Below are 17,925 nucleotides of genomic sequence, written 5' to 3'. Positions count from 1 at the left end.
TCGTCTTGAATGGTCGTGTTTGCGTTTTTTTATTGTGTTATCGGTCCGCGCCCGGCGGCGCGGCCGCGGCTCAGCTGGCCAGTTTTGAAGGCGTGACGCCTGCAGGAATCGGGCATCTATAGGGCTGCGCGCGGCGCGCCCGTTCAAATTCGGCGCGGCAGCGCGCCAGCGCCTGCGCATCGGTCAGCAGCTCCAGCACGGTGGCGGCCATCACTTTGCCCGCCAGCAGCATCCCCTTGTGCGCGACGGTGGTGCGTCCCTGCGCCACCAGCTGCCAGGTGTGCAGCGGCGTGCCGAAGGTAAAGCAGGGTGCAAAGCACTGCGCAACGGGCGTCACCCAGCTGACGTCGCCGACGTCGGTGGAGCCGTAGAGCAGCTCGCGCGTCGCCGCGCAGGGCGCCACTTCATCCATCAGCAGCTTGTCGCCGTGCGCCTCAATCCAGGCCGCGCCCGCCTCGCCGCCGGTGCGCGCCGCATTAAGCCGCGCGTTGCGCAGATCCTCCTCGCTCAGCGTGGCGCGGATATCGGCGGCGAAGGCGCGCTCGTCGTCGCTGTAGTGCGGCAGACCGAAGTGATGCAAATAACGCTCCATCACCGCCTCCAGCGCGCGGTTCGGCACATAGTTAGAGCAGGCCTTATCGAAGCGCACACTGACCTGAGTGTCGGTCATCAGCGCCGCGCCTTTGGCAATATTGATTACGCGCTGGTAGATCTCCTGCGCCTGCGGCAGCTCGGGCGCGCGGATCAGGTAGAGCACTTCGGCATCGGCCTGCACCACGTTGGGCGAGACGCCGCCGCTGTTGGTCACCGCATAGTGCAGCCTCGCCTCCTGCACGATATGCTCGCGCAAAAAGTTGGCACCGGTGTTCATCAGCGTCACCGCATCAAGCGCGCTGCGGCCCAGGTGCGGTGAGTTGGCCGCGTGCGCCGCCACCCCTTTGAACTGAAATGCCGCCTGGATGTTGGCCAGCGTGCTGAGATTAAACAGGCCGCTAAAGCCCTCGGGATGCCAGGTAACGGCGGCGTCGACATCGTCGAACAGCCCCTCGCGCACCATAAAGGTTTTACCCGATCCCCCCTCTTCGCCGGGGCAGCCGTAGAAGCGCACCGTGCCGCGTCCGCCGTGCTGCGCCAGCCACGCCTTCAGCGCGAACGCCGCCGCCAGCCCCGCGGTGCCGAGCAGATTATGGCCGCAGCCGTGGCCGTTGCCGTTTGCCTCCAGCGGCTCCGGCCGCGCGCAGCCCGCCCGCTGGCTCAGCCCGGCCAGCGCGTCGAACTCGCCAAGAATGGCGATCACCGGCTGGCCTTCGCCCGTACTGGCGATAAAGGCGGTTTCGATATTGCCGACGCCGCGCGTCACGGTGAAGCCTTCCTGCTCCAGCGCATCAGCCAGCAGCGCGCTGGATCGGACTTCGGCGAAGCGGGTTTCTGGCGTCTCCCAGATGGCGTCGCTGAGGGCGGTGAAGCGCGCCTGGTGAGTGTCGATATAGTCGGCAAGGCGATCCGCGTTCATCGTCCGCCTCCGAACTGCGCCTGGTTGAGCGCCAGCGTCGCCAGCATCTGCACCGCTTTGCCCATCACGCTTTCGTCAAAGTCGAAGCGGGCGTTATGGTGACCCGCCGCCAGCTCGCAGCCGAAGATGGCGTAGGTCGCCTGGCCGCCGCGCTGTTTGACGCGCTCCATCATGTAGGTCGCGTCTTCCGATCCGGCGGCCTGCGCCTTGCGGTCCACCACCGAGTCGAAGATGCCCAGCGCCTCCGCCTGCTGGTGGAGAAAATCGACCCAGGGCTGAGTCGGCGTGCAGCTGCGCGCCGCGCCCATCAGCTTCACCTCATACTCCACGCCGTACATCGCGGCTGCGCCGGCGATAACGCGCAGCGCCTGCTGATAGATATCGTCGTTGACCTCGTTGCTGGCGCCGCGCGTCTCCACCTTCATCAGCGCGGTGTCAGCCACCACGTTGCGGCCGGTTCCCGCCTGCAGCACGCCGACGTTGACGCGCGCCACGCCGCCGCTGTGCTGGGGCAGCCCGTGCAGCCCCAGCGTGGCCTGCGCCGCCGCCAGCAGCGCGTTGCGCCCCTCTTCAGGCTTGCCGCCCGCGTGCGCGCCGACGCCGGTAAAGCGTACGTCGAGCTTCGTGGTGGCGAGGAAGCTGTCGCTGCCGCATACCAGTTCGCCAGCGGGCACGCCGGTGCCGAGATGGATGGCGGTAAAGAGATCGACATCGTCCACCACGCCCGCTTCCACCATCGCCTTCGCGCCGCGGACGCCCTCTTCAGCGGGCTGGAAAATCAGTTTGAGGGTGCCGCTCAGCTGCGACTTCATCGCCATCAGCACGCTGGCGAGCGCCAGCCCGATGGTGGTATGGCCGTCGTGGCCGCAGGCGTGCATCATGCCGGGATTGCAGGAGGCGAAGCCTTCGCGCTGCGGCAGGTGATCGGCCGCCTGGCTCTCATTAAGATCGAGCGCGTCCATATCGACGCGGAACCCCATGACCGGGCCGGGTCGGCCAGTCTCGAGCGTGGCGACGATGCCGCAAAAGCCGCCGGAGAACGCGGGCAGCCACTGGGGCAGCGCACCCTGCTGCAGCGCGCGCGCCTCCTGCTGTTTGATGATTTCGGCGTCGGGCAGCCCCATGCGCGCCTCGGCGTTAATCACCTCGCGGCCCAGCTGCAGCTGATAGCCCAGCCTGTGTAGCGCGTCGGCCACCCGCGTCGCGGTGCGAAATTCCAGCCAGCCAGATTCGGCGTACTGATGGAGATCGCGGCGCCAGCTTTGCATCTGCGGCGCCAGCGCCTGGACCTGCTCGGAGAGGGTTGTCATAGGAAATCCTTATTGATGGTTTTTTATGCACAGCGTCGAATTTACACAAGGCGCGCGGACCGCATAAGATGCGAATAACTTTCTCCTGATAAACCGTGGTTATCATGCCGTCACAGCTTAAATTGCATCAGCTGCGCGCCTTTGTAGAGGTGGCGCGCCAGGGCAGTATCCGCGCCGCAGGCCGTCTTTCCGGGCTTTCCCAGCCAGCGCTGACCAAAGCGATTCAGGAACTTGAGCAGGTTTTAGGCGCAAAACTCTTTATTCGCCGCCAGCAGGGTGTGGTGTTAACCGACGTAGGTGATAACTTTTTTCGCCATGCGAGTCTGGTGCTGGAAGAATTACGTGTGGCGCAGGAGGATATTCAGCAGCGGCTGGGGCTGGCAGGCGGACGGGTGAATATCGGGGTGGGCGGCAGCGTGGCGCGCACCATCATGCCGCAGGTTATCACCCAGTTTCACCGCGAATATCCGCAGGTAAAGGTGCGTATCGTTGAGGGGCAGCTGGTGTCGATGATCCCGGAGCTGCGCCAGGGCGAACTCGATTTCACCATCAACACCTACGACCAGAGCCATCTCGATCAGGAGCTGAGCTTCGAGAAAATGATGCAGCGCGACTACAAGGTGGTGGTGCGCAAAGGGCACCCGCTGGAAAAGGCGCGCACGCTGGCGGAGTTGCAGCAGTGCGACTGGACGATGCCGACGCCGAAAGGCAGCTATTACCGACTGCTGCACGATCTGTTTGGCGAGCGCGGCATGGCGCCGAAAATCGTGGTCTCCTGCGAAACCTTTATGGCCTGCACCAGTCTGGTGGCGCAGAGCGATTTCGTCAGCATTTTGTCGGTGGATGTGATTAACGATCCGGTGCTGGGGCACCAGCTGGTGGCGCTGGAGCTGGACGAGCCGCTGCCAAAAGCGACCTTCTACCTGATTCAGCGCAAAGAGACCGCACTGACGCCGATGAGCGCCTATATGGCGCAGCTGTTTCGGCGCTATTGCCAGTAAAAACAGTGCATTAGGTCGATCGTCTACACTGTTAAGGTGCTGTAAGAAATCCAACCGACAAATGGAGGTGAAGATGCAAGTCAGTCCTTATCTGTTTCTCTATGGCCGCTGCGAAGAGGCGATCGATTTTTACCTGGCCGCCACCGAGGGCGAACTGCTGTACAAAATGACCTTTGGCGATATGCCGGATCAGGGTGAACAGGTGGGCGACCAGTCTGCGCCGCCGCTGCCGCCGGAGAAAATCATGCACGCTCATCTGCGTATTGGTCAGGGTGAGCTGATGCTGAGCGACGGCAACACCGATCAGCCGCCAGCTTCAGAACATGCGGGCTATGCGGTCAGTCTGTCGACCACCGATGTGGATCAGGGTAAAGCCTGGTTTGAAAAGCTGTCGGCGGGCGGCAAAGTCACTACGCCGTGGCAGGAGACCTTCTGGTCAGACGGCTTCGCCATGTTTATCGATAAGTTTGGCATTCCGTGGCGCATCAATGTGGTGAAACCGCAGCAGTAAGTCTGGTTAAGGTAGTGTGTTTACGCGGTGAGCGTTTTCCCATAACGCATCGCGTCAGCCCGGTAACGGGCGCACCTCAGGGATGAGGTGCGTATTTGCGCAGGTCGAGCTGGCATAGCCGTTTTTGCATCTCTGCGATCGGGCCAGCTCTCCTGCGACAGGCACTGCTTTCAAGCGGGCAGATAATTGATCGCCCGCTTTTATCAGAAGTTGTAACCCGCCACCAGGTAGTAACCCCAGCCAGTAGATTTCACTTCAAAAGGTCCGCGACCAAAGTTCAGCTCCTGGCCATCCGCCCACTGACCGCCGTTATGGAAGTAACGCGCCACGGCGGAGATATGCCAGTGGTCGTAACCCAGCGACAGAATATGGCTGGAGGCGATGGAGTTGCTGGTGCGCGACGCGTCTGATTTGTCGCGCAGGTCGGAACCCCAGTCAAAGTTGGTAAAGCCGATATAGCTCAGGTTGCCGCCCCACAGGGTGGTAATCGGCACCATATATTTCACCTTGAAGCGATAGCCATCCCAGCTGTTTTCGTTCGCCGCGCCGTAGTTTTCCCACTGGTATTTGGCGTAGACGTTAAGCGACAGGCCGACGTCGCTGTGCGTGTCGATGTCGGTGCCGAGACCCATATACCAGGTGTTCTGGCGGTTATCGCTGTTGCGGCCCATATCGTAGATATAGTTGTTGGCGAAATACCACTCTTTGAACGGGCCGAAGGCCAGGCTGGTGCCGGTCAGCTTATCGATTGAGAAACGCGGCTCAATTTCCATGAACATCGGCGAACCGTGGTCGAAGATGCCGTTGGCGTTGCTGTTACCCATGCCGAAGAAATTGGTCAGATCGAGATAGCCGTAGAAATCGAACCAGTCCTTTTTCGCGAAGGCTTCATATTCCAGATAGACATCGTTATTGAACTGCGGTCCGAAGCGGGTGTGATAGCTGCCCACCACGTTGACGCTCTGATGCCACCAGTCGGAAAGGTATTGCGGATCGCTTTCTGCGGCCTGCGCGCCGCTGCTCAGGGATGTCGCCAGCAAGGCGCCTGCTATCAAGGTTTTAAATTTCATTATCATTAACCACATGCTTTTGACTGCGCGGGGACGCAGCCAGAGTAAAATCGATCCCAGAGTGGGGCGGCGAAGATGTAACCGTTTTTTACAGCCGGTTTTTGACCTGCGTAGCCTGACCGTTACAGAGCGATAGAAAATAGATTTTGCTCACGTTTGTCAAAATGTGTTGCATTGCATTTACGTGAAATTGTGAAGTCCATCACGAAATTAAGCGGTGGCGAACGGAACGCCGCAACCGTTTACGTTGTCGGGATTGCGCGCGAACGTGAAAATCAGGGCAGGGTGACGCGAACCTGTAACCCGCAGATGGCGCCCTGCGGATTGAGGCAGTTGGAGAGGGAAACCTGGATATGGTGTTTCTGCGCGACGCTGCGCACAATCGACAGGCCCAGGCCGCTGCCCTGCGCCTTTACCGTCGGCGAACGGGTAAAGCGGTCAAAGGCGCGATCGATAAACGCCTCGGGCATGCCGGGGCCGTTATCGACGATATCGACCACCGTGCGATCCCCGACCTCATGCAGCAGGACATCCACCAGGCTGCCTTCCGGGGTATGCAGCATGGCGTTGCCGATCAGATTATCGAACAGGCTGCGCAGCTCGGAGCGGCTCGCCTGCAGGCGATAGCGAGTCGAGCCGTTAAAGCCGATGTCGATGCCGCGCTTGTCGGCCACCACCATCAGCTGCTCGATGCTCTCTTTCAGCAGATCTTCCAGCTCGATATTCTCTACCGAGGCGACCAGGGTTTTATCTTCCTGGCGTGAGATATTCAGCAGCTGCGTCACCAGATGTCGCGTGCGCGTTACGCCCGCCTCCAGCTGATCGAACTGGCGGCTCGCTTCGCCCGGCTGAATATGCTGGCGCAGGTTCTCCAGCTGCAGCGTCACCGCGGTGACCGGCGTGCGCAGCTCATGCGCCGCGTCCTCCAGGAACTGGCGCTGCGACGACCAGGCGGCGCGCAGCTTGTTCAGCAGTGAGTTGTAGGCCTCAACCAGCGGCAGGATCTCGTCCGGCAGCCCCTCGGGCGACACCAGATGGGGATGCAGCGTCTCCTGCGCGGCGATCTCGCGCGAGGCGACGCGCAGATCGCGGGTGATTTTGCGCACCACCAGCCAGATAACCAGCAGCGAGAGCGGCATCATCAAAATCAGGGGAATAATCGCCGCCAGCGCGCGCCTCACCATCTCGGCACGCATATGGCTGAGGTTATGCATCACCTGAATGGTTTTAATTTCGCTGCCTGGCTCGCCGGGACGGGTGTAGATACGCCAGGCGCACTCGTCACAGCCGCCAACGTCGATATCGTGCCAGCCTTTTTGCGCCTGCAGCGGCGCATGCAGCTCCGGCCAGGAGCTGGCGCGCAGCCTGCCGTTGCTGTCCCACAGCTGTACGACGTAGGCGCTTTTCATTTTGTCGGCGTGCAGCATCAGTGGCATCAGCGCCGGGATCGTTTTGTTGGTCGCCCAGGCGTCGGCAATTTTCGACAGCTGGTCGTCCTTCATGGTGCCAATCATGTCGCCGTAGCAGCTAAAGAAATACCAGGTTACGCCGCCGATCATCAGCAGATGGATAAGCAGCAGCGTGCTCAGCAGCTTATTGCGCAGGGATCGCATAAAAGTAAAAGGTTTCATAACGCAGGCACGCGCCAGCCAAGCCCGCGCACGTTGCGGATGGCGTCGTTGCCGAGCTTGCGGCGCATGCCGTGGATCAGCACGTCCACCGCGTTGCTGGTTACCTCTTCGCCCCAGCCGTAGATGCGGTTCTCCAGCTGCTCGCGCGACAGGATGGCGCCGGGACGCTCCAGCAGGGCGTAAAGCAGGGCATATTCGCGCGCGGTAAGCTGCTCGCGCTGGCCCTTATAGAGCACTTCGCGCGTCATCATATCCAGCTGAACGTCGCCGCTGCCGAGCAGCGAGTCCGCTGCGCCGTGGCGACGACGGGTGATTGCACGCATGCGCGCCAGCACCTCTTGCAGGTCGAACGGTTTCAGAAGGTAGTCGTCGGCGCCGCTGTCGAGCCCCTGCACGCGCTGCGCCACCGTGTCGCGCGCCGTTAAAATCAGCACCGGCGTGGTATCGCCGCGTCCGCGCGCGCGCTTCAGCACCTGCAGGCCATCGTCGCGTGGCAGGCCGAGATCGAGCAGCACGCAGGTATAGTCGCCCTCATTCCAGGCGTGATGGGCGAAGACGCCGTCGCGCGCCCAGTCAACCGACCAGCCTGCGGCTTCGAGCGCCTGCTGCAGGTTAGCGCCGATCATTTCATCATCTTCAACCAAAAGTACGCGCATGGAAGATCGCCTCGTCAGTGACTGGCCTCAGTTTACGCCGGGATTATTAGCACAGAATTAAAGCCGCCGCACGGCGGCGCGATGCTAATTCTGCGCTAATTTTTCGCTAATTAAGGGATAAATTTTCCCCGTTACAGTGGGTTCACTGAACATCATGCCGTATCAGGAGGAACTCATGAATCAGCGCGAATTCATTCGTAGTCTGCTGCAGTGGATTGAAAATAACTTAGGCCAGGATCTCCATCTGGATGAGGTGTCGCGCCGCTCAGGCTATTCCCGCTGGCATCTGCAGCGTTTGTTTCGTCAGCACACCGGCTTTTCGCTGGCGGAATATATTCGTCAGCGCCGCCTGACGGAGTCCGCGCTGCTGCTGCTGAACAGTAACGAGGCGATTCTGCAGGTGGCGATGAACTACGGTTTCGACACCCAGCAGGCCTACACGCGAACCTTTAAAAACTATTTTCGCGTCACGCCGGGGCAGCTGCGCCGTCAGCGCCGCGTTGAGCCGGATCGTCTGCTGTTTCCGCTGGCGATGGCAAGCTGAGGCCAGCTAACAGGTGTAACGGATAGCTGAATTGTTTAGTCTGCTTTTTTGCGGCGGACGAAGACGATTATGGATAACAGCGAAAACTTAACGGCGATGATGATGTTCGCCCGGGTGGTAGAGTGCAAAAGCTTCAGCGAGGCCGCGCGCGCGCTCGGCCTCTCTAAATCCCACGTCAGCCGGGAGATCGCCCGGCTTGAGGTGCGGCTCGGCTTTAAGCTGCTCTATCGCACCACGCGCAATATGGCGCTGACCGAGCTGGGCCAGGCCTACTATCCCTTCTGTACCCGCATGCTGGCGGAGATGCAGCGCGCCGACGCCTTTGTTCAGCAGCTGCATCAGAACGTCGCGGGCAACGTGCGGCTGCAGGCGCCGGTCACCTACGGCTGCCAGTGCGTCGCGCCGGTGCTCAACCTCTTTTTGCGTCGCCATATCCATATCAATGTCGATCTCGACCTGACCGATCGCGGTAGCGATCGGCTGGAGGAACAGGTCGATATCGCCGTGGCGATCCGCGCCCGCGCGCCGCAGGGCGCGCACGTCCGGCTGTTAGGCGATATTGAGTGGGGACTCTATGCTGCACCGGCCTATCTGGCGCAGCGCCCGCCTGTTACCCATCCCGATATGCTGCCGCGCCACGACCTGCTGATGTTTCACGGGCCGGCGCATACCGCCGCGCTGCCATTTCGCCGCGATAAGCAGCGGCTGGCGGTCGACGTGCGCAGCCGCTTTCGCGCCAACAACAGCATGGCGCTGCTTAACGCCGCCCAGGCGGGCAGCGGCATCGCCTATTTGCCTTCCTATATGGCGCAGGCGGCGCTGGCGCGCGGCGAAATTGTTCAGCTGCTGGCGGAGTGGCAGATGGATCGCCTGCAAAGCTATCTGCTGCTGAAGGAGGCGCAGCCTGCCGCGCCGGTCAGCCTGCTGTGCGACGCGCTGGTCGCCGCGCTGAGCGGCTGATTGTTGCTCTCCAGCAACAGCGGGCGGCGCTGAGTAATTATCGCGCCGCTACTGTTGTTCCCATGACAACGACGCTAGCCTGAAAGCCAGTCAAAAAGGAGGCCTGATGGAAGCGATCGCCGCGCCAGACGCGCAAATCTGGAAACGAAACTTATGGGTATGCGTGCTGGGCTCGTTCAGCACGATTGTCGCAATGACGCTGCTGCTGCCTTTTCTGCCGCTCTATGTGCGGCAGCTCGGCGTAACGGAACCGGCGGCCATCGCGCGCTGGTCCGGGCTGGCCTACGGCGCAACCTTTTTCAGCGCCGCACTGACCGCGCCGCTCTGGGGCAGGCTGGCGGATCGCTATGGCCGCAAGCTGATGCTGATCCGCGCCAGCCTCGGCATGGCGGTGGCGATGGCGCTGATTGGCATGGCGACCGCGCCCTGGCAGCTGGTGGCGCTGCGGCTGCTGGCGGGGCTGCTCGGCGGCTACGCCTCCGGCTCTACCATTCTGGTGGCGTCGCAGACGCCGAAGGCGCAGACCGGCTGGGCGCTGGGCGTGCTCTCTTCCGGCATTATGGCGGGCAACGTTGTCGGTCCGCTGCTGGGCGGCGTGCTGCCGCCGCTGATCGGCATTCGCCATACCTTCTGGCTGACCGGCGGCGTAATTTTCCTCGCCTTTCTGGCGACCACCTTTTTGCTTAAAGAGCAGCCGCGTCCGCCTGCGGCAACGCGCGCCGCCGACAGCGCCTCCGGCGCCGTCAGCGGCGTGGTAAAGCTGATGTGGCTGTCGGGCATGCTGCTGATTTTCGCCAATATGTCGATTGAGCCAATTATCACGCTCTATATTGGGCAGTTCGTTACCGGCGATCGCGCCATTACCGTTACCGCCGGGCTGGTGATGGCCGCCGCCGCGCTGGGCAGCATTCTCTCCGCGCCGCGGCTGGGCAAGCTGGCTGACCGCATCGGCCACTGGCGCGTGCTGATCGCCGGTCTGCTGGCCTGCGCGGCGCTGCTGATCCCGCAGGCGTTTATTACCGCCGCGTGGCAGCTGGTGGTGTTGCGCTTCCTGATGGGGATGGCCCTCGGCGGGCTGCTGCCCTGTATTACGGCGATAATTCGCCATAGCGTGCCGGAAGAGCAGGTCGGACGCATGCTGGGCTACTCGACGTCTGCGCAATATATCGGTCAGGTGAGCGGCCCGCTGTTCGGTGGCTTTATCGGCGGCGCCTTCGGTATGCGGCCGGTGTTTTTGCTGACGGCGGCGGTGCTGTTGTTGTGTGGGGCAGTGAACTGGAGGAAAAGCCGGAAAAAGTAGCGATAAGAGAATGAACTGAACGGGTTCATCTACGCTGGCACGTTGCCAATAAAAAAGCGGACCGAAGTCCGCTTTTTAACATACCTCGAAGAGGCTTATTTCTCGTCCGGCAGCGCGTAGGCGATCACATAGTCGCCCAGTTTGGTGCCGAAGGAGCCGTGACCGCCCGCCGCGATAACAACGTACTGCTTGCCATTCGCTTCATAGGTCATCGGCGTTGCCTGGCCGCCAGCCGGCAGACGCGCCTGCCACAGCAGCTCACCCGTTTCGGTGCTGAAGGCACGCAGATAGTTGTCTGCGGTCGCGCCGATAAAGAAGACTTTACCAGCCGTAGCGATCGGACCGCCCAGCATTGGCATACCCATCTTGAACGGCAGCGGAACCGGTGCGCTGTCGCGCGTGGTGCCGATACGTTTCTTCCAGACCACCTCATTGGTTTTCAGGTCGACGGCAGAAACGTAGCCCCAGGCCGGCTGCTTACACGGCAGACCAAACGGCGACAGGAACGGGTTCAGCTCAACGCCGTACGGCACGCCGTACTGCGGCTGGATACCGGTTTCGGTGCCAGAACCGCCGCTCGCGCCTTCAGGCGGCTCGATCGGGTTGCCTGGACCGCGCGGCACCAGTTTAGAGACGAACGGCAGGGCCATCGGGTTAGCGATAGCGATCTGACGATGCGGATCGACCGCGATGCCGCCCCATTCGAACATGCCCAGGTTACCCGGGAACACCAGGGTGCCCTGCTCAGACGGCGGGGTGAACGGACCTTCATAGCGCAGACGCTTAAAGATCACGCGGCACACCAGCTGGTCATACAGGGTCGCGCCCCACATATCCTTGTCCGTCAGATTCTGCTTCGGACGGAAGGTCAGCTCGGAGTACGGCTGCGTCGGCGAAACGTGATCGCCTTTGGCCGCGCCCTGCGGAACCGGGGTTTCCGGCGCAGGCACTACCGGCTTGCCGGTACGACGATCCAGCACAAAGATGTTACCGGTTTTCGCCGGGGCGTAGATCACCGGAACGGTATTGCCATCTTTATCGGTGATGTCGGCCAGCGTCGGCTGCGACGGCAGGTCCATGTCCCACAGGTCGTGATGCACGGTCTGATATGACCACACCAGCTTACCGGTGGTGGCGTTCAGCGCCAGCACGCTGCTCGCGTAGCGCTCCTGCTCCGGGGTACGGTTGCCGCCCCAGATATCCGGGGTAGAGACGCCCATCGGCAGGTAAACGATATCCAGTTTCGGATCGTAAACCGCCGGTGCCCAGGAGTTAGGCGAGTTCATGGTGTAGGTGTGTTCGTCAGCCGGAATCGCGTTAGGATCTTTCGCGCCCGGATCGAAGGCCCACAGCAGTTTGCCGGTGTTAACGTCGAAGCCGCGAATCACGCCAGAAGGCTCGCGAGTCGAGTAGTTATCCGTTACCGCGCCCGCCATAACGATGGTGGTATCGGTGATAACCGGCGGTGACGTCGGCTCATACTGACCCGGCGTGGTTACCGGCTGCTTGTGCTGCAGATCCAGCTCGCCGTTGTTGCCGAAGGCAGGGCAGCGTGCGCCAGTTTCCGCATCCAGCGCGAACAGACGACCGTCGTTTACCGGCAGGTAAATACGGCGCGAGCAGAGCGCAGGCTGGCTGTTAGCAGCATCGGCCGCCGCAGGCACTTCGTGGTAAGAGACGCCACGGCAGGTCATATGCTGGAAGGTCGGATTCGGTTTCATACCCGGATCGAATTTCCACTTCTGCTTGCCGGTGGTCGCGTCGAGCGCGAACAGAATCTGGTGCGGCGAGCAGAGGTAGAGGGTGTCGCGGACTTTAATCGGCGTCACTTCGTCGGTAATTTCGCCCGGATCGTTAGGGGTCTTCAGATCGCCGGTCTGGAACTGCCAGGCAACCTGCAGGTTCTTCACGTTTCCTTCGTTGATCTGTTTCAGCGGCGAGAAACGCGTACCCTGCTGGTCGCGCGCATAGGCGGGCCAGTCGGCATCGTCGATATTGCTCAGCGGCTGCGCCGGCGTGGCGTTCTGCGCGGTCTCCGGCAGTTTGCCGTTGACCGTTTGCGGATCGTTAAATACCGCATACGCCAGCACCAGTGCGCTGGCGATCAGCGCGACAGCCATGCTGCCCAGCGCGGCTTTGCTGCCAGCGTTTACGCTACGGTAAACAAAAGGCAGGATCAGCCAGACGCCAAAAATTACCAGCACGTCGGTGCGCGGCGCCAGGGCCCAGAAGTCGGTGCCGACTTCCCACACGCCCCAGATCAGGGTGCCGATCAGCAGCAGCGCATAGAGAACCAGCGCGGTGCTTTTGCGACGTGACAGCAGATAAGCGGTGATAAGCATAACCACACCGCCGATAACGTAATACCAGGAACCTCCGATAGCGGCTAACCAACCACCGCCAATCAGCATAAACGCGCCCGTCAGGAATGCGAACAGCACCGTCAGGAAACGAATTACGCCAAAAGATGAGGAACTTTTCCCCATAATGTCGACCTCGTTTGTTGCCATAAAAACACAGAAAACAACGAATTACGCTGTTTTCACGTTATATAAAGTACGTAAGAAAGCAGGTGTTCAATGCTGCTCTTCCCGTGAGCATCTTGATCCGTGTGAGTTAAATTTTATAGTAAAAACGTTAAGAGGTTTGATTTTTTTGGCGCTTTACGCTTAACAGCGCGATTACTACAACATTTTATGAGGTTAACGCTGCGTTATGGCGCTCAGGGTTCGCTCACAACGCCAGCGTTTGGGTTTTTCCTCGGTGCGTCAGCAGATAAGGCTGCCTGCGCGTCGTTGCTGCTGCCATCCCGATATATTTAGCGTCTTCATCACCTCGTCGGGCGGGACAGGCTGGGGGCTGCGGACAATAACCTTAATTTCTCTTTCAGCAAATGAAGATAATAAAAAGGGGAAGGTGAATTTTTGATAATTAGTGTTAAAGAAATCTTCGCTTAACACGATGCCGGAAAAGGGAAAAGAGTCAATCAGTCGCCAGTCTGCGCCGGGCGGCGCGAAGTCGAGCAACCAGAACTGAAAAACATTTGTTATTTCAGGCAAAGCGAGGCGGCACGCTTTTAACGCCTCATAGTTAATGGCCAGGCGAACGCGCGGATGTTGCCAGCAAAAATATTGATCCGGTGCGGCAATGATTTGTTTAAGCTGCTTCAGGGCAACGGGAATAATCATTAATGCCGCTTCATGTGGACAATGATTTTTCCATGTAACTATATCGCCATTATTATTGATTTCCTCTGCATCATCCAGTAAGTAAGGTTTTGAATAACAAAAACCCAGCAGGGTGCCTGCAGGGCCGAGAATATTTTCAGTAACATCTGGATTGTACAAGCTATTTTCCATGCATCTCTGGTTAAAAGAAAAAGTCGGACAAAGTTATAAGTGTTTCTCAAGGTAACGCTCAGGTTACTGCTGGACTCAATATAAAACGGAAATATTAAAGTCGTCATCCTTTTTATGCGCCTTATTGCGCGGCTAATAACGTGCATTGCAAAGAATACTTAATAATTTAATGGACCTAATTTTGTCTTTCTGGAAATAAATAGTCTGATAATAGTCAATAATAAAGCTGCCGCTCTGCGCCGCATTTTAGCGACAGGCTAAAGCACATCCCGACATTGCCAGGCGAGGAGAAATCAAGCACGCTGTGCTGCGCGTTCGCCTGCGCAGATTAAAAAGAGAGGTTCGCGCTATGACGTGAACCGGCAGACTGATTAACGGGATAAATTATGGATTCTGTGGAACAGACAGCGGATGAATCGCTGTTAAAGCATCGGGCGTTTGTTGCGTTCTGGCTGGCGCGCACCTGCTCATCGTTTGGATTTCAGATGTTTTCCGTCGCTATTAGCTGGCAGATCTATGCCCTGACCAACAGCGCGATGGCGCTGGGCATTATCGGGCTAATGCAGTTTTTGCCGTCGGTGCTGCTGGCGCTGCCCGCCGGTCATCTCGCCGATCAGCTTGACCGTCGCCGCATCGTTCTGCTGGGCCAGCTGATCGAGTGCGTCGCGCTGGTGGCGCTGCTGCTTTTAACCCTGTTCAACTGGGCCGGCAAAGTTGAGATCTGGGGACTGGTGTTTCTTATTTCGGTGGCGAAAGCGCTGGAGTGGCCCGCTATTACTTCAATGCTGCCTTCGCTGGTGCCGCCCGCCATTCTTGCGCGCGCCATGGCCTCGACCTCGGTCGGCAGCCAGGCGGCGGTTATTGTCGGTCCAACGCTGGGCGGTCTGCTCTATGTCGCCGGCCCGGACGTCGTCTATGGCGTCTCCGCCGCTTTTTATCTGCTGTCGCTTTTGCTGGTGGCGCGCTTGCGCTACGAGCGCCCGCCGCAGCCGCGTCTGCCGATGAATCTGCCCAATCTCTTTGCCGGGGTGCGCTTTATCCGCGATCGCAAAGATGTGCTCGGCGTTATCTCGCTCGATCTTTTCGCCGTGCTGCTCGGCGGCGCAACGGCGCTGCTGCCGATTTTCGCCCAGGATATTCTGCATACCGGTCCCTGGGGGCTCGGCCTGCTGCGCGGTGCGCCGTCGGTAGGTGCGCTGCTGGTGGGGCTATGGCTCAGCCGCAACAAGCTGGAAAAGCATGTCGGTATGATTATGTTTGGCTCGGTGGCGGGGTTTGGCGTCGCGACGCTGGTGTTCGCGCTGTCGACCCAGCTCTGGCTGTCGCTGCTGGCGCTGGCCGCGCTCGGCGGATTCGATATGGTAAGCATGGTAATCCGCGGCGCGCTGGTACAGCTCGATACCCCGGATGATATGCGCGGCCGCGTTAACGCGGTTAATGCCATTTTTATCAATACCTCGAATCAGCTCGGAGAGTTCGAGTCGGGGATGCTGGCCGCCTGGTTCGGCGCAGTGCCCGCCGCGGCGATTGGCGGCATCGGCACGCTGGTGGTGGTCGGACTATGGATGGCGCTGTTTCCGCATTTACGTAAGCGGCAGAAGCTGGAGAACGAAAACGGCCCGGCATAAAAAACCGGCCGTGAGGCCGGTTACAGTGAGCTGCCAGTCATACCGCTAATCACAGCCTGAAGCGCGACGGGGGACGGCGCGCCGCAGGAGAGGCCGTCAGGCCCCTGTTTTTCCCAGGTTGGCGTCAAAGTGTTGCCAGCTTTCGCGCATATCCACCACGCTGCGGGTTTTGCGTGCCTCATCGATTTTTATTGCGGTGAGGCCCGCTTCCAGCGCGTCCACCACTGAAACTTTCAGCGGCGTTCCCTGTTTAATGTGTTTCACTATCTCTTCCGCCATCAGCGCGTCCGCGCCGTAATGGCCATCGTAGGCGTTGCCGCTGTAGGCGGTTTCAACCTCTTTCTCGCCGCTGCGCGCATTGTGTACGCGGAAGTAGTTGCGCACGAAATCGCCTTCCGCCATGCCGGCAGTGCCCATCACGCAGAAACGACGAAACTCATCAGGCACGTTGAGATTGGCATGAAAGGCGAGGGTGGCTCCGCCCGCATATTCAATCAGGGCGGTCTGGTAGTCGACGATGTCGGCATCGCTGTCAAACACCGCATCGGTGCTGGACCAGCCGCTGGGTTTGATGTGGTAGACCTCAGAGTCTGGGGTCACGGCGCCCTGCGGCGCATGATCGGGGGTAAAGGATTTACGTCCGCCAAAGCTGGCTACCCGCGCCGGGCGCTGCTGCACAAGCCCCTGATAAAGATCGATATCGTGACAGCACTTTTCCAGAATGTAGGGACCGGCATATTTTTCCAGCCGCCGCCAGTCGCGCTGAAAGAAAGCACCGTGGTACGGCTTGATATGTTCTGTCGCTTCTATAGAGGTTATCTCGCCGAGCTGGCCGGCGTCGCGCGCGGCCAGCAGGTCGTGATAAAGCGGTGAATAGCGCAGCACCAGGCCGACCAGAATGCGCGCCTCGCCATACTGGCGCACCAGCTTCGCCATCTCCATGGTTTGCTCTTCATTGATAACGACCGGTTTTTCCGTAAAGACGGTATAGCCCGCCGCCAGCGCCTGGCCGACATGTTCAAGGTGAAGGAAGTTAGGCGAGCCCACCAGCACCAGATCCATTCCGCCGTGCTGCAGTAACGCATCAATCGAGTCGAACGCCTGGCCGGGTTCAATGCCGAAACTGTGCAGGTTGGGCAACCCGGCGGGTGTCGGGTCGTAATAGCCAACGACGGAGAAGTCGTCGTCAGCCTTGTTGAACTCTTTGATAATGTGGGACAGACGAAAGCCGAGACCGATGATGCCTACTTTCATGGTAAACCCCTGATCCTGAAACCGGATGGTGCAGAGCCCGCTCGCTGCCAGGCGCGGCTGGTGATTATGTGTTAGCCAACTTATTACGACAGAAAAACTAATGTCAATATCGCGCTGCGGATAATGTGAGCATGTTTTTATTATCCATATGTTAAATAAAGATAAAATTAAACAGCTTTTTTGCCATATTTATTTGTTATTGCGATTTAAGTTTTTTTACCCTATCGTTCGCTCATTACGGCGATATCTCTTAAGCAGCGGGGGCGGGAGGAAGCGCGTGCAGGCACACTATCTCCTTGGCATTGATGGCGGCGGCACGCAGTGTCGCGCGCGGTTAACCGACCTACACGGTAACGTTCTGGCCGAAGCGGCTGGCGGACCAGCCAACGTCTGGTCTGACTATGATGCGGCGCTGATTCGCGTTGGCGCACTGATCGATAAGGTATTTTTACAGGCCGGCCTGACGCCGCAGGCGCTGGGGGAAACGTCGCTGGTCGCCGGACTGGCCGGTGCCAACGTTGCCTCAGTACAGGCACGGCTGGCCGGCTGGCAACCCGCCTGCGCGGCGTTACGGGTGGTCAGCGATGTTGAGATCGCCTGCGCAGGCGCGCACGGTGGAGAGCCTGGCGCGGTATTTATCACCGGCACCGGCAGCCAGGGCGCCGCCTGGGACGGCACGCGTTTTACGCTGCTGGGGGGCTGGGGATTTGCTCTCTCCGACCAGGGGTCGGGCGCAGAGCTGGGGCGGCGCGCGCTGCGCCTGGCGCTGCTGGCTCACGAAGCTGTGGTTGAACCCAGCGATTTTACCCATCAGCTGATGGCGCAATTCGACCATAGCCCGGAGACCATGCTGCTCTGGACCCGCACGGCCGTGCCCGCTGACTGGGCGCGCGTCGTGCCGCAAGTTTTCGCCGCCGCCGACGCTGGCGATGGTCACGCGCAGCATCTGCTGTCGCAGACCGCCGCCGATATCGGCCTGATGGTGCGTCGCCTGATGACGTTAAGCAGCGGGCACGTGGCGCTGATGGGCGGTCTGGCCGCGCCAGTTCATCGCTGGCTGGCAGCGGATATTCAGGCCTCTCTGGCGACGCCGCAGGGCGATGCGTTAAGCGGGGCGCTGAAGCTTGCCGGTGCGCATCCCGCTTTCTCGGCCAGAGCCGATCGCGTCAGGGCTATTAATTGAGGAAT

At 60.0% G+C, this 17,925-nt stretch carries 15 protein-coding genes; 7 read left to right on the top strand and 8 right to left on the bottom strand.

What is annotated here, in order from left to right; all coding sequences use genetic code 11:
* Nucleotides 1-70 precede the first annotated feature (70 nt).
* Together LB453_RS20320 and LB453_RS20315 are read right to left on the bottom strand one after the other, a co-directional pair.
* A complete protein-coding gene (locus LB453_RS20320) occupies nt 71-1,513 on the bottom strand; it encodes a M20 family metallopeptidase (protein ID WP_103793693.1) in 1,443 nt (480 codons plus the stop codon).
* A complete protein-coding gene (locus tag LB453_RS20315; RefSeq protein ID WP_103793694.1) occupies nt 1,510-2,823 on the bottom strand; it encodes an amidohydrolase in 1,314 nt (437 codons plus the stop codon). Before LB453_RS20315 ends, LB453_RS20320 begins: the two co-directional genes overlap by 4 nt.
* 104 nt (nt 2,824-2,927) lie before the next feature.
* Between LB453_RS20315 and LB453_RS20310 the strand changes: the two genes are divergently transcribed.
* Both LB453_RS20310 and yjdN read left to right on the top strand, forming a co-directional pair.
* Nucleotides 2,928-3,824, top strand: a complete 897-nt coding sequence (locus LB453_RS20310) for a LysR family transcriptional regulator (protein ID WP_103793695.1) — start codon at nt 2,928-2,930, stop codon at nt 3,822-3,824.
* Nucleotides 3,825-3,897: 73 nt separating this feature from the next.
* Nucleotides 3,898-4,335: a VOC family metalloprotein YjdN gene (gene yjdN / locus LB453_RS20305; protein WP_103794027.1), complete on the top strand. Its 438-nt coding sequence runs from the start codon at nt 3,898-3,900 to the stop codon at nt 4,333-4,335.
* Nucleotides 4,336-4,538: 203 nt separating this feature from the next.
* Here the strand turns inward: yjdN and LB453_RS20300 are convergent, their stop codons facing one another.
* From LB453_RS20300 to LB453_RS20290, 3 genes are all read right to left on the bottom strand, one after another.
* Nucleotides 4,539-5,405 (bottom strand): nucleoside-specific channel-forming protein Tsx, encoded by an 867-nt coding sequence (locus LB453_RS20300; protein WP_033793233.1) that lies wholly within the window; start codon nt 5,403-5,405, stop codon nt 4,539-4,541.
* 275 nt (nt 5,406-5,680) lie between these two features.
* Nucleotides 5,681-7,036 (bottom strand): sensor histidine kinase, encoded by a 1,356-nt coding sequence (locus LB453_RS20295; protein WP_103793696.1) that lies wholly within the window; start codon nt 7,034-7,036, stop codon nt 5,681-5,683.
* Nucleotides 7,033-7,692, bottom strand: a complete 660-nt coding sequence (locus LB453_RS20290; protein ID WP_103793697.1) for a response regulator — start codon at nt 7,690-7,692, stop codon at nt 7,033-7,035. The genes LB453_RS20295 and LB453_RS20290 overlap by 4 nt, the downstream gene beginning before the upstream one ends.
* A gap of 175 nt (nt 7,693-7,867) precedes the next feature.
* Here LB453_RS20290 and LB453_RS20285 point away from each other — a divergent pair, with 175 nt between their 5' ends.
* From LB453_RS20285 to LB453_RS20275, 3 genes are all read left to right on the top strand, one after another.
* Entirely contained in the window at nt 7,868-8,236 is a 369-nt protein-coding gene (locus LB453_RS20285; protein WP_103793698.1) for a helix-turn-helix domain-containing protein, read from the top strand.
* A 69-nt stretch (nt 8,237-8,305) separates the two neighbouring features.
* The gene (locus tag LB453_RS20280) at nt 8,306-9,196 is read left to right on the top strand and encodes a LysR family transcriptional regulator (protein WP_224481563.1); all 891 of its coding nucleotides are present in this window, start codon (nt 8,306-8,308) and stop codon (nt 9,194-9,196) included.
* A 106-nt stretch (nt 9,197-9,302) separates the two neighbouring features.
* The gene (locus LB453_RS20275) at nt 9,303-10,496 is read left to right on the top strand and encodes an MFS transporter (RefSeq protein ID WP_103793700.1); all 1,194 of its coding nucleotides are present in this window, start codon (nt 9,303-9,305) and stop codon (nt 10,494-10,496) included.
* Between the two features lie 95 nt (nt 10,497-10,591).
* Here the strand turns inward: LB453_RS20275 and LB453_RS20270 are convergent, their stop codons facing one another.
* Nucleotides 10,592-12,982: a glucose/quinate/shikimate family membrane-bound PQQ-dependent dehydrogenase gene (locus LB453_RS20270; RefSeq protein WP_103794028.1), complete on the bottom strand. Its 2,391-nt coding sequence runs from the start codon at nt 12,980-12,982 to the stop codon at nt 10,592-10,594.
* A gap of 282 nt (nt 12,983-13,264) precedes the next feature.
* Nucleotides 13,265-13,855: a hypothetical protein gene (locus LB453_RS20265; protein WP_224481562.1), complete on the bottom strand. Its 591-nt coding sequence runs from the start codon at nt 13,853-13,855 to the stop codon at nt 13,265-13,267.
* 386 nt (nt 13,856-14,241) lie between these two features.
* Between LB453_RS20265 and LB453_RS20260 the strand changes: the two genes are divergently transcribed.
* A complete protein-coding gene (locus tag LB453_RS20260) occupies nt 14,242-15,483 on the top strand; it encodes an MFS transporter (RefSeq protein WP_103793701.1) in 1,242 nt (413 codons plus the stop codon).
* 96 nt (nt 15,484-15,579) lie between these two features.
* On the opposite strand, the gene LB453_RS20255 is transcribed toward LB453_RS20260, so the two are convergent.
* The gene (locus LB453_RS20255; protein ID WP_103793702.1) at nt 15,580-16,737 is read right to left on the bottom strand and encodes a Gfo/Idh/MocA family protein; all 1,158 of its coding nucleotides are present in this window, start codon (nt 16,735-16,737) and stop codon (nt 15,580-15,582) included.
* A gap of 277 nt (nt 16,738-17,014) precedes the next feature.
* Here LB453_RS20255 and LB453_RS20250 point away from each other — a divergent pair, with 277 nt between their 5' ends.
* The gene (locus LB453_RS20250; RefSeq protein ID WP_103793703.1) at nt 17,015-17,920 is read left to right on the top strand and encodes a BadF/BadG/BcrA/BcrD ATPase family protein; all 906 of its coding nucleotides are present in this window, start codon (nt 17,015-17,017) and stop codon (nt 17,918-17,920) included.
* Nucleotides 17,921-17,925 lie beyond the last annotated feature (5 nt).

The organism is Pantoea agglomerans, from assembly GCF_020149765.1.
In the GTDB taxonomy this organism is placed as follows: domain Bacteria; phylum Pseudomonadota; class Gammaproteobacteria; order Enterobacterales; family Enterobacteriaceae; genus Pantoea; species Pantoea alvi.
This window is presented reverse-complemented; position numbering and strand designations above follow the sequence as displayed.

What these genes read in the sequence shown, in the direction of transcription:
- LB453_RS20320 (WP_103793693.1), bottom strand. Translation starts at nt 1,513, where the DNA reads ATGAACGCGGATCGCCTTGCCGACTATATCGACACTCACCAGGCGCGC.
- LB453_RS20310 (WP_103793695.1), top strand. Translation starts at nt 2,928, where the DNA reads ATGCCGTCACAGCTTAAATTGCATCAGCTGCGCGCCTTTGTAGAGGTG.
- LB453_RS20270 (WP_103794028.1), bottom strand. Translation starts at nt 12,982, where the DNA reads ATGGGGAAAAGTTCCTCATCTTTTGGCGTAATTCGTTTCCTGACGGTG.
- LB453_RS20275 (WP_103793700.1), top strand. Translation starts at nt 9,303, where the DNA reads ATGGAAGCGATCGCCGCGCCAGACGCGCAAATCTGGAAACGAAACTTA.
- LB453_RS20260 (WP_103793701.1), top strand. Translation starts at nt 14,242, where the DNA reads ATGGATTCTGTGGAACAGACAGCGGATGAATCGCTGTTAAAGCATCGG.
- LB453_RS20255 (WP_103793702.1), bottom strand. Translation starts at nt 16,737, where the DNA reads ATGAAAGTAGGCATCATCGGTCTCGGCTTTCGTCTGTCCCACATTATC.
- LB453_RS20265 (WP_224481562.1), bottom strand. Translation starts at nt 13,855, where the DNA reads ATGGAAAATAGCTTGTACAATCCAGATGTTACTGAAAATATTCTCGGC.
- LB453_RS20295 (WP_103793696.1), bottom strand. Translation starts at nt 7,036, where the DNA reads ATGAAACCTTTTACTTTTATGCGATCCCTGCGCAATAAGCTGCTGAGC.
- LB453_RS20315 (WP_103793694.1), bottom strand. Translation starts at nt 2,823, where the DNA reads ATGACAACCCTCTCCGAGCAGGTCCAGGCGCTGGCGCCGCAGATGCAA.
- LB453_RS20290 (WP_103793697.1), bottom strand. Translation starts at nt 7,692, where the DNA reads ATGCGCGTACTTTTGGTTGAAGATGATGAAATGATCGGCGCTAACCTG.
- LB453_RS20300 (WP_033793233.1), bottom strand. Translation starts at nt 5,405, where the DNA reads ATGAAATTTAAAACCTTGATAGCAGGCGCCTTGCTGGCGACATCCCTG.
- LB453_RS20280 (WP_224481563.1), top strand. Translation starts at nt 8,306, where the DNA reads ATGGATAACAGCGAAAACTTAACGGCGATGATGATGTTCGCCCGGGTG.
- yjdN (WP_103794027.1), top strand. Translation starts at nt 3,898, where the DNA reads ATGCAAGTCAGTCCTTATCTGTTTCTCTATGGCCGCTGCGAAGAGGCG.
- LB453_RS20285 (WP_103793698.1), top strand. Translation starts at nt 7,868, where the DNA reads ATGAATCAGCGCGAATTCATTCGTAGTCTGCTGCAGTGGATTGAAAAT.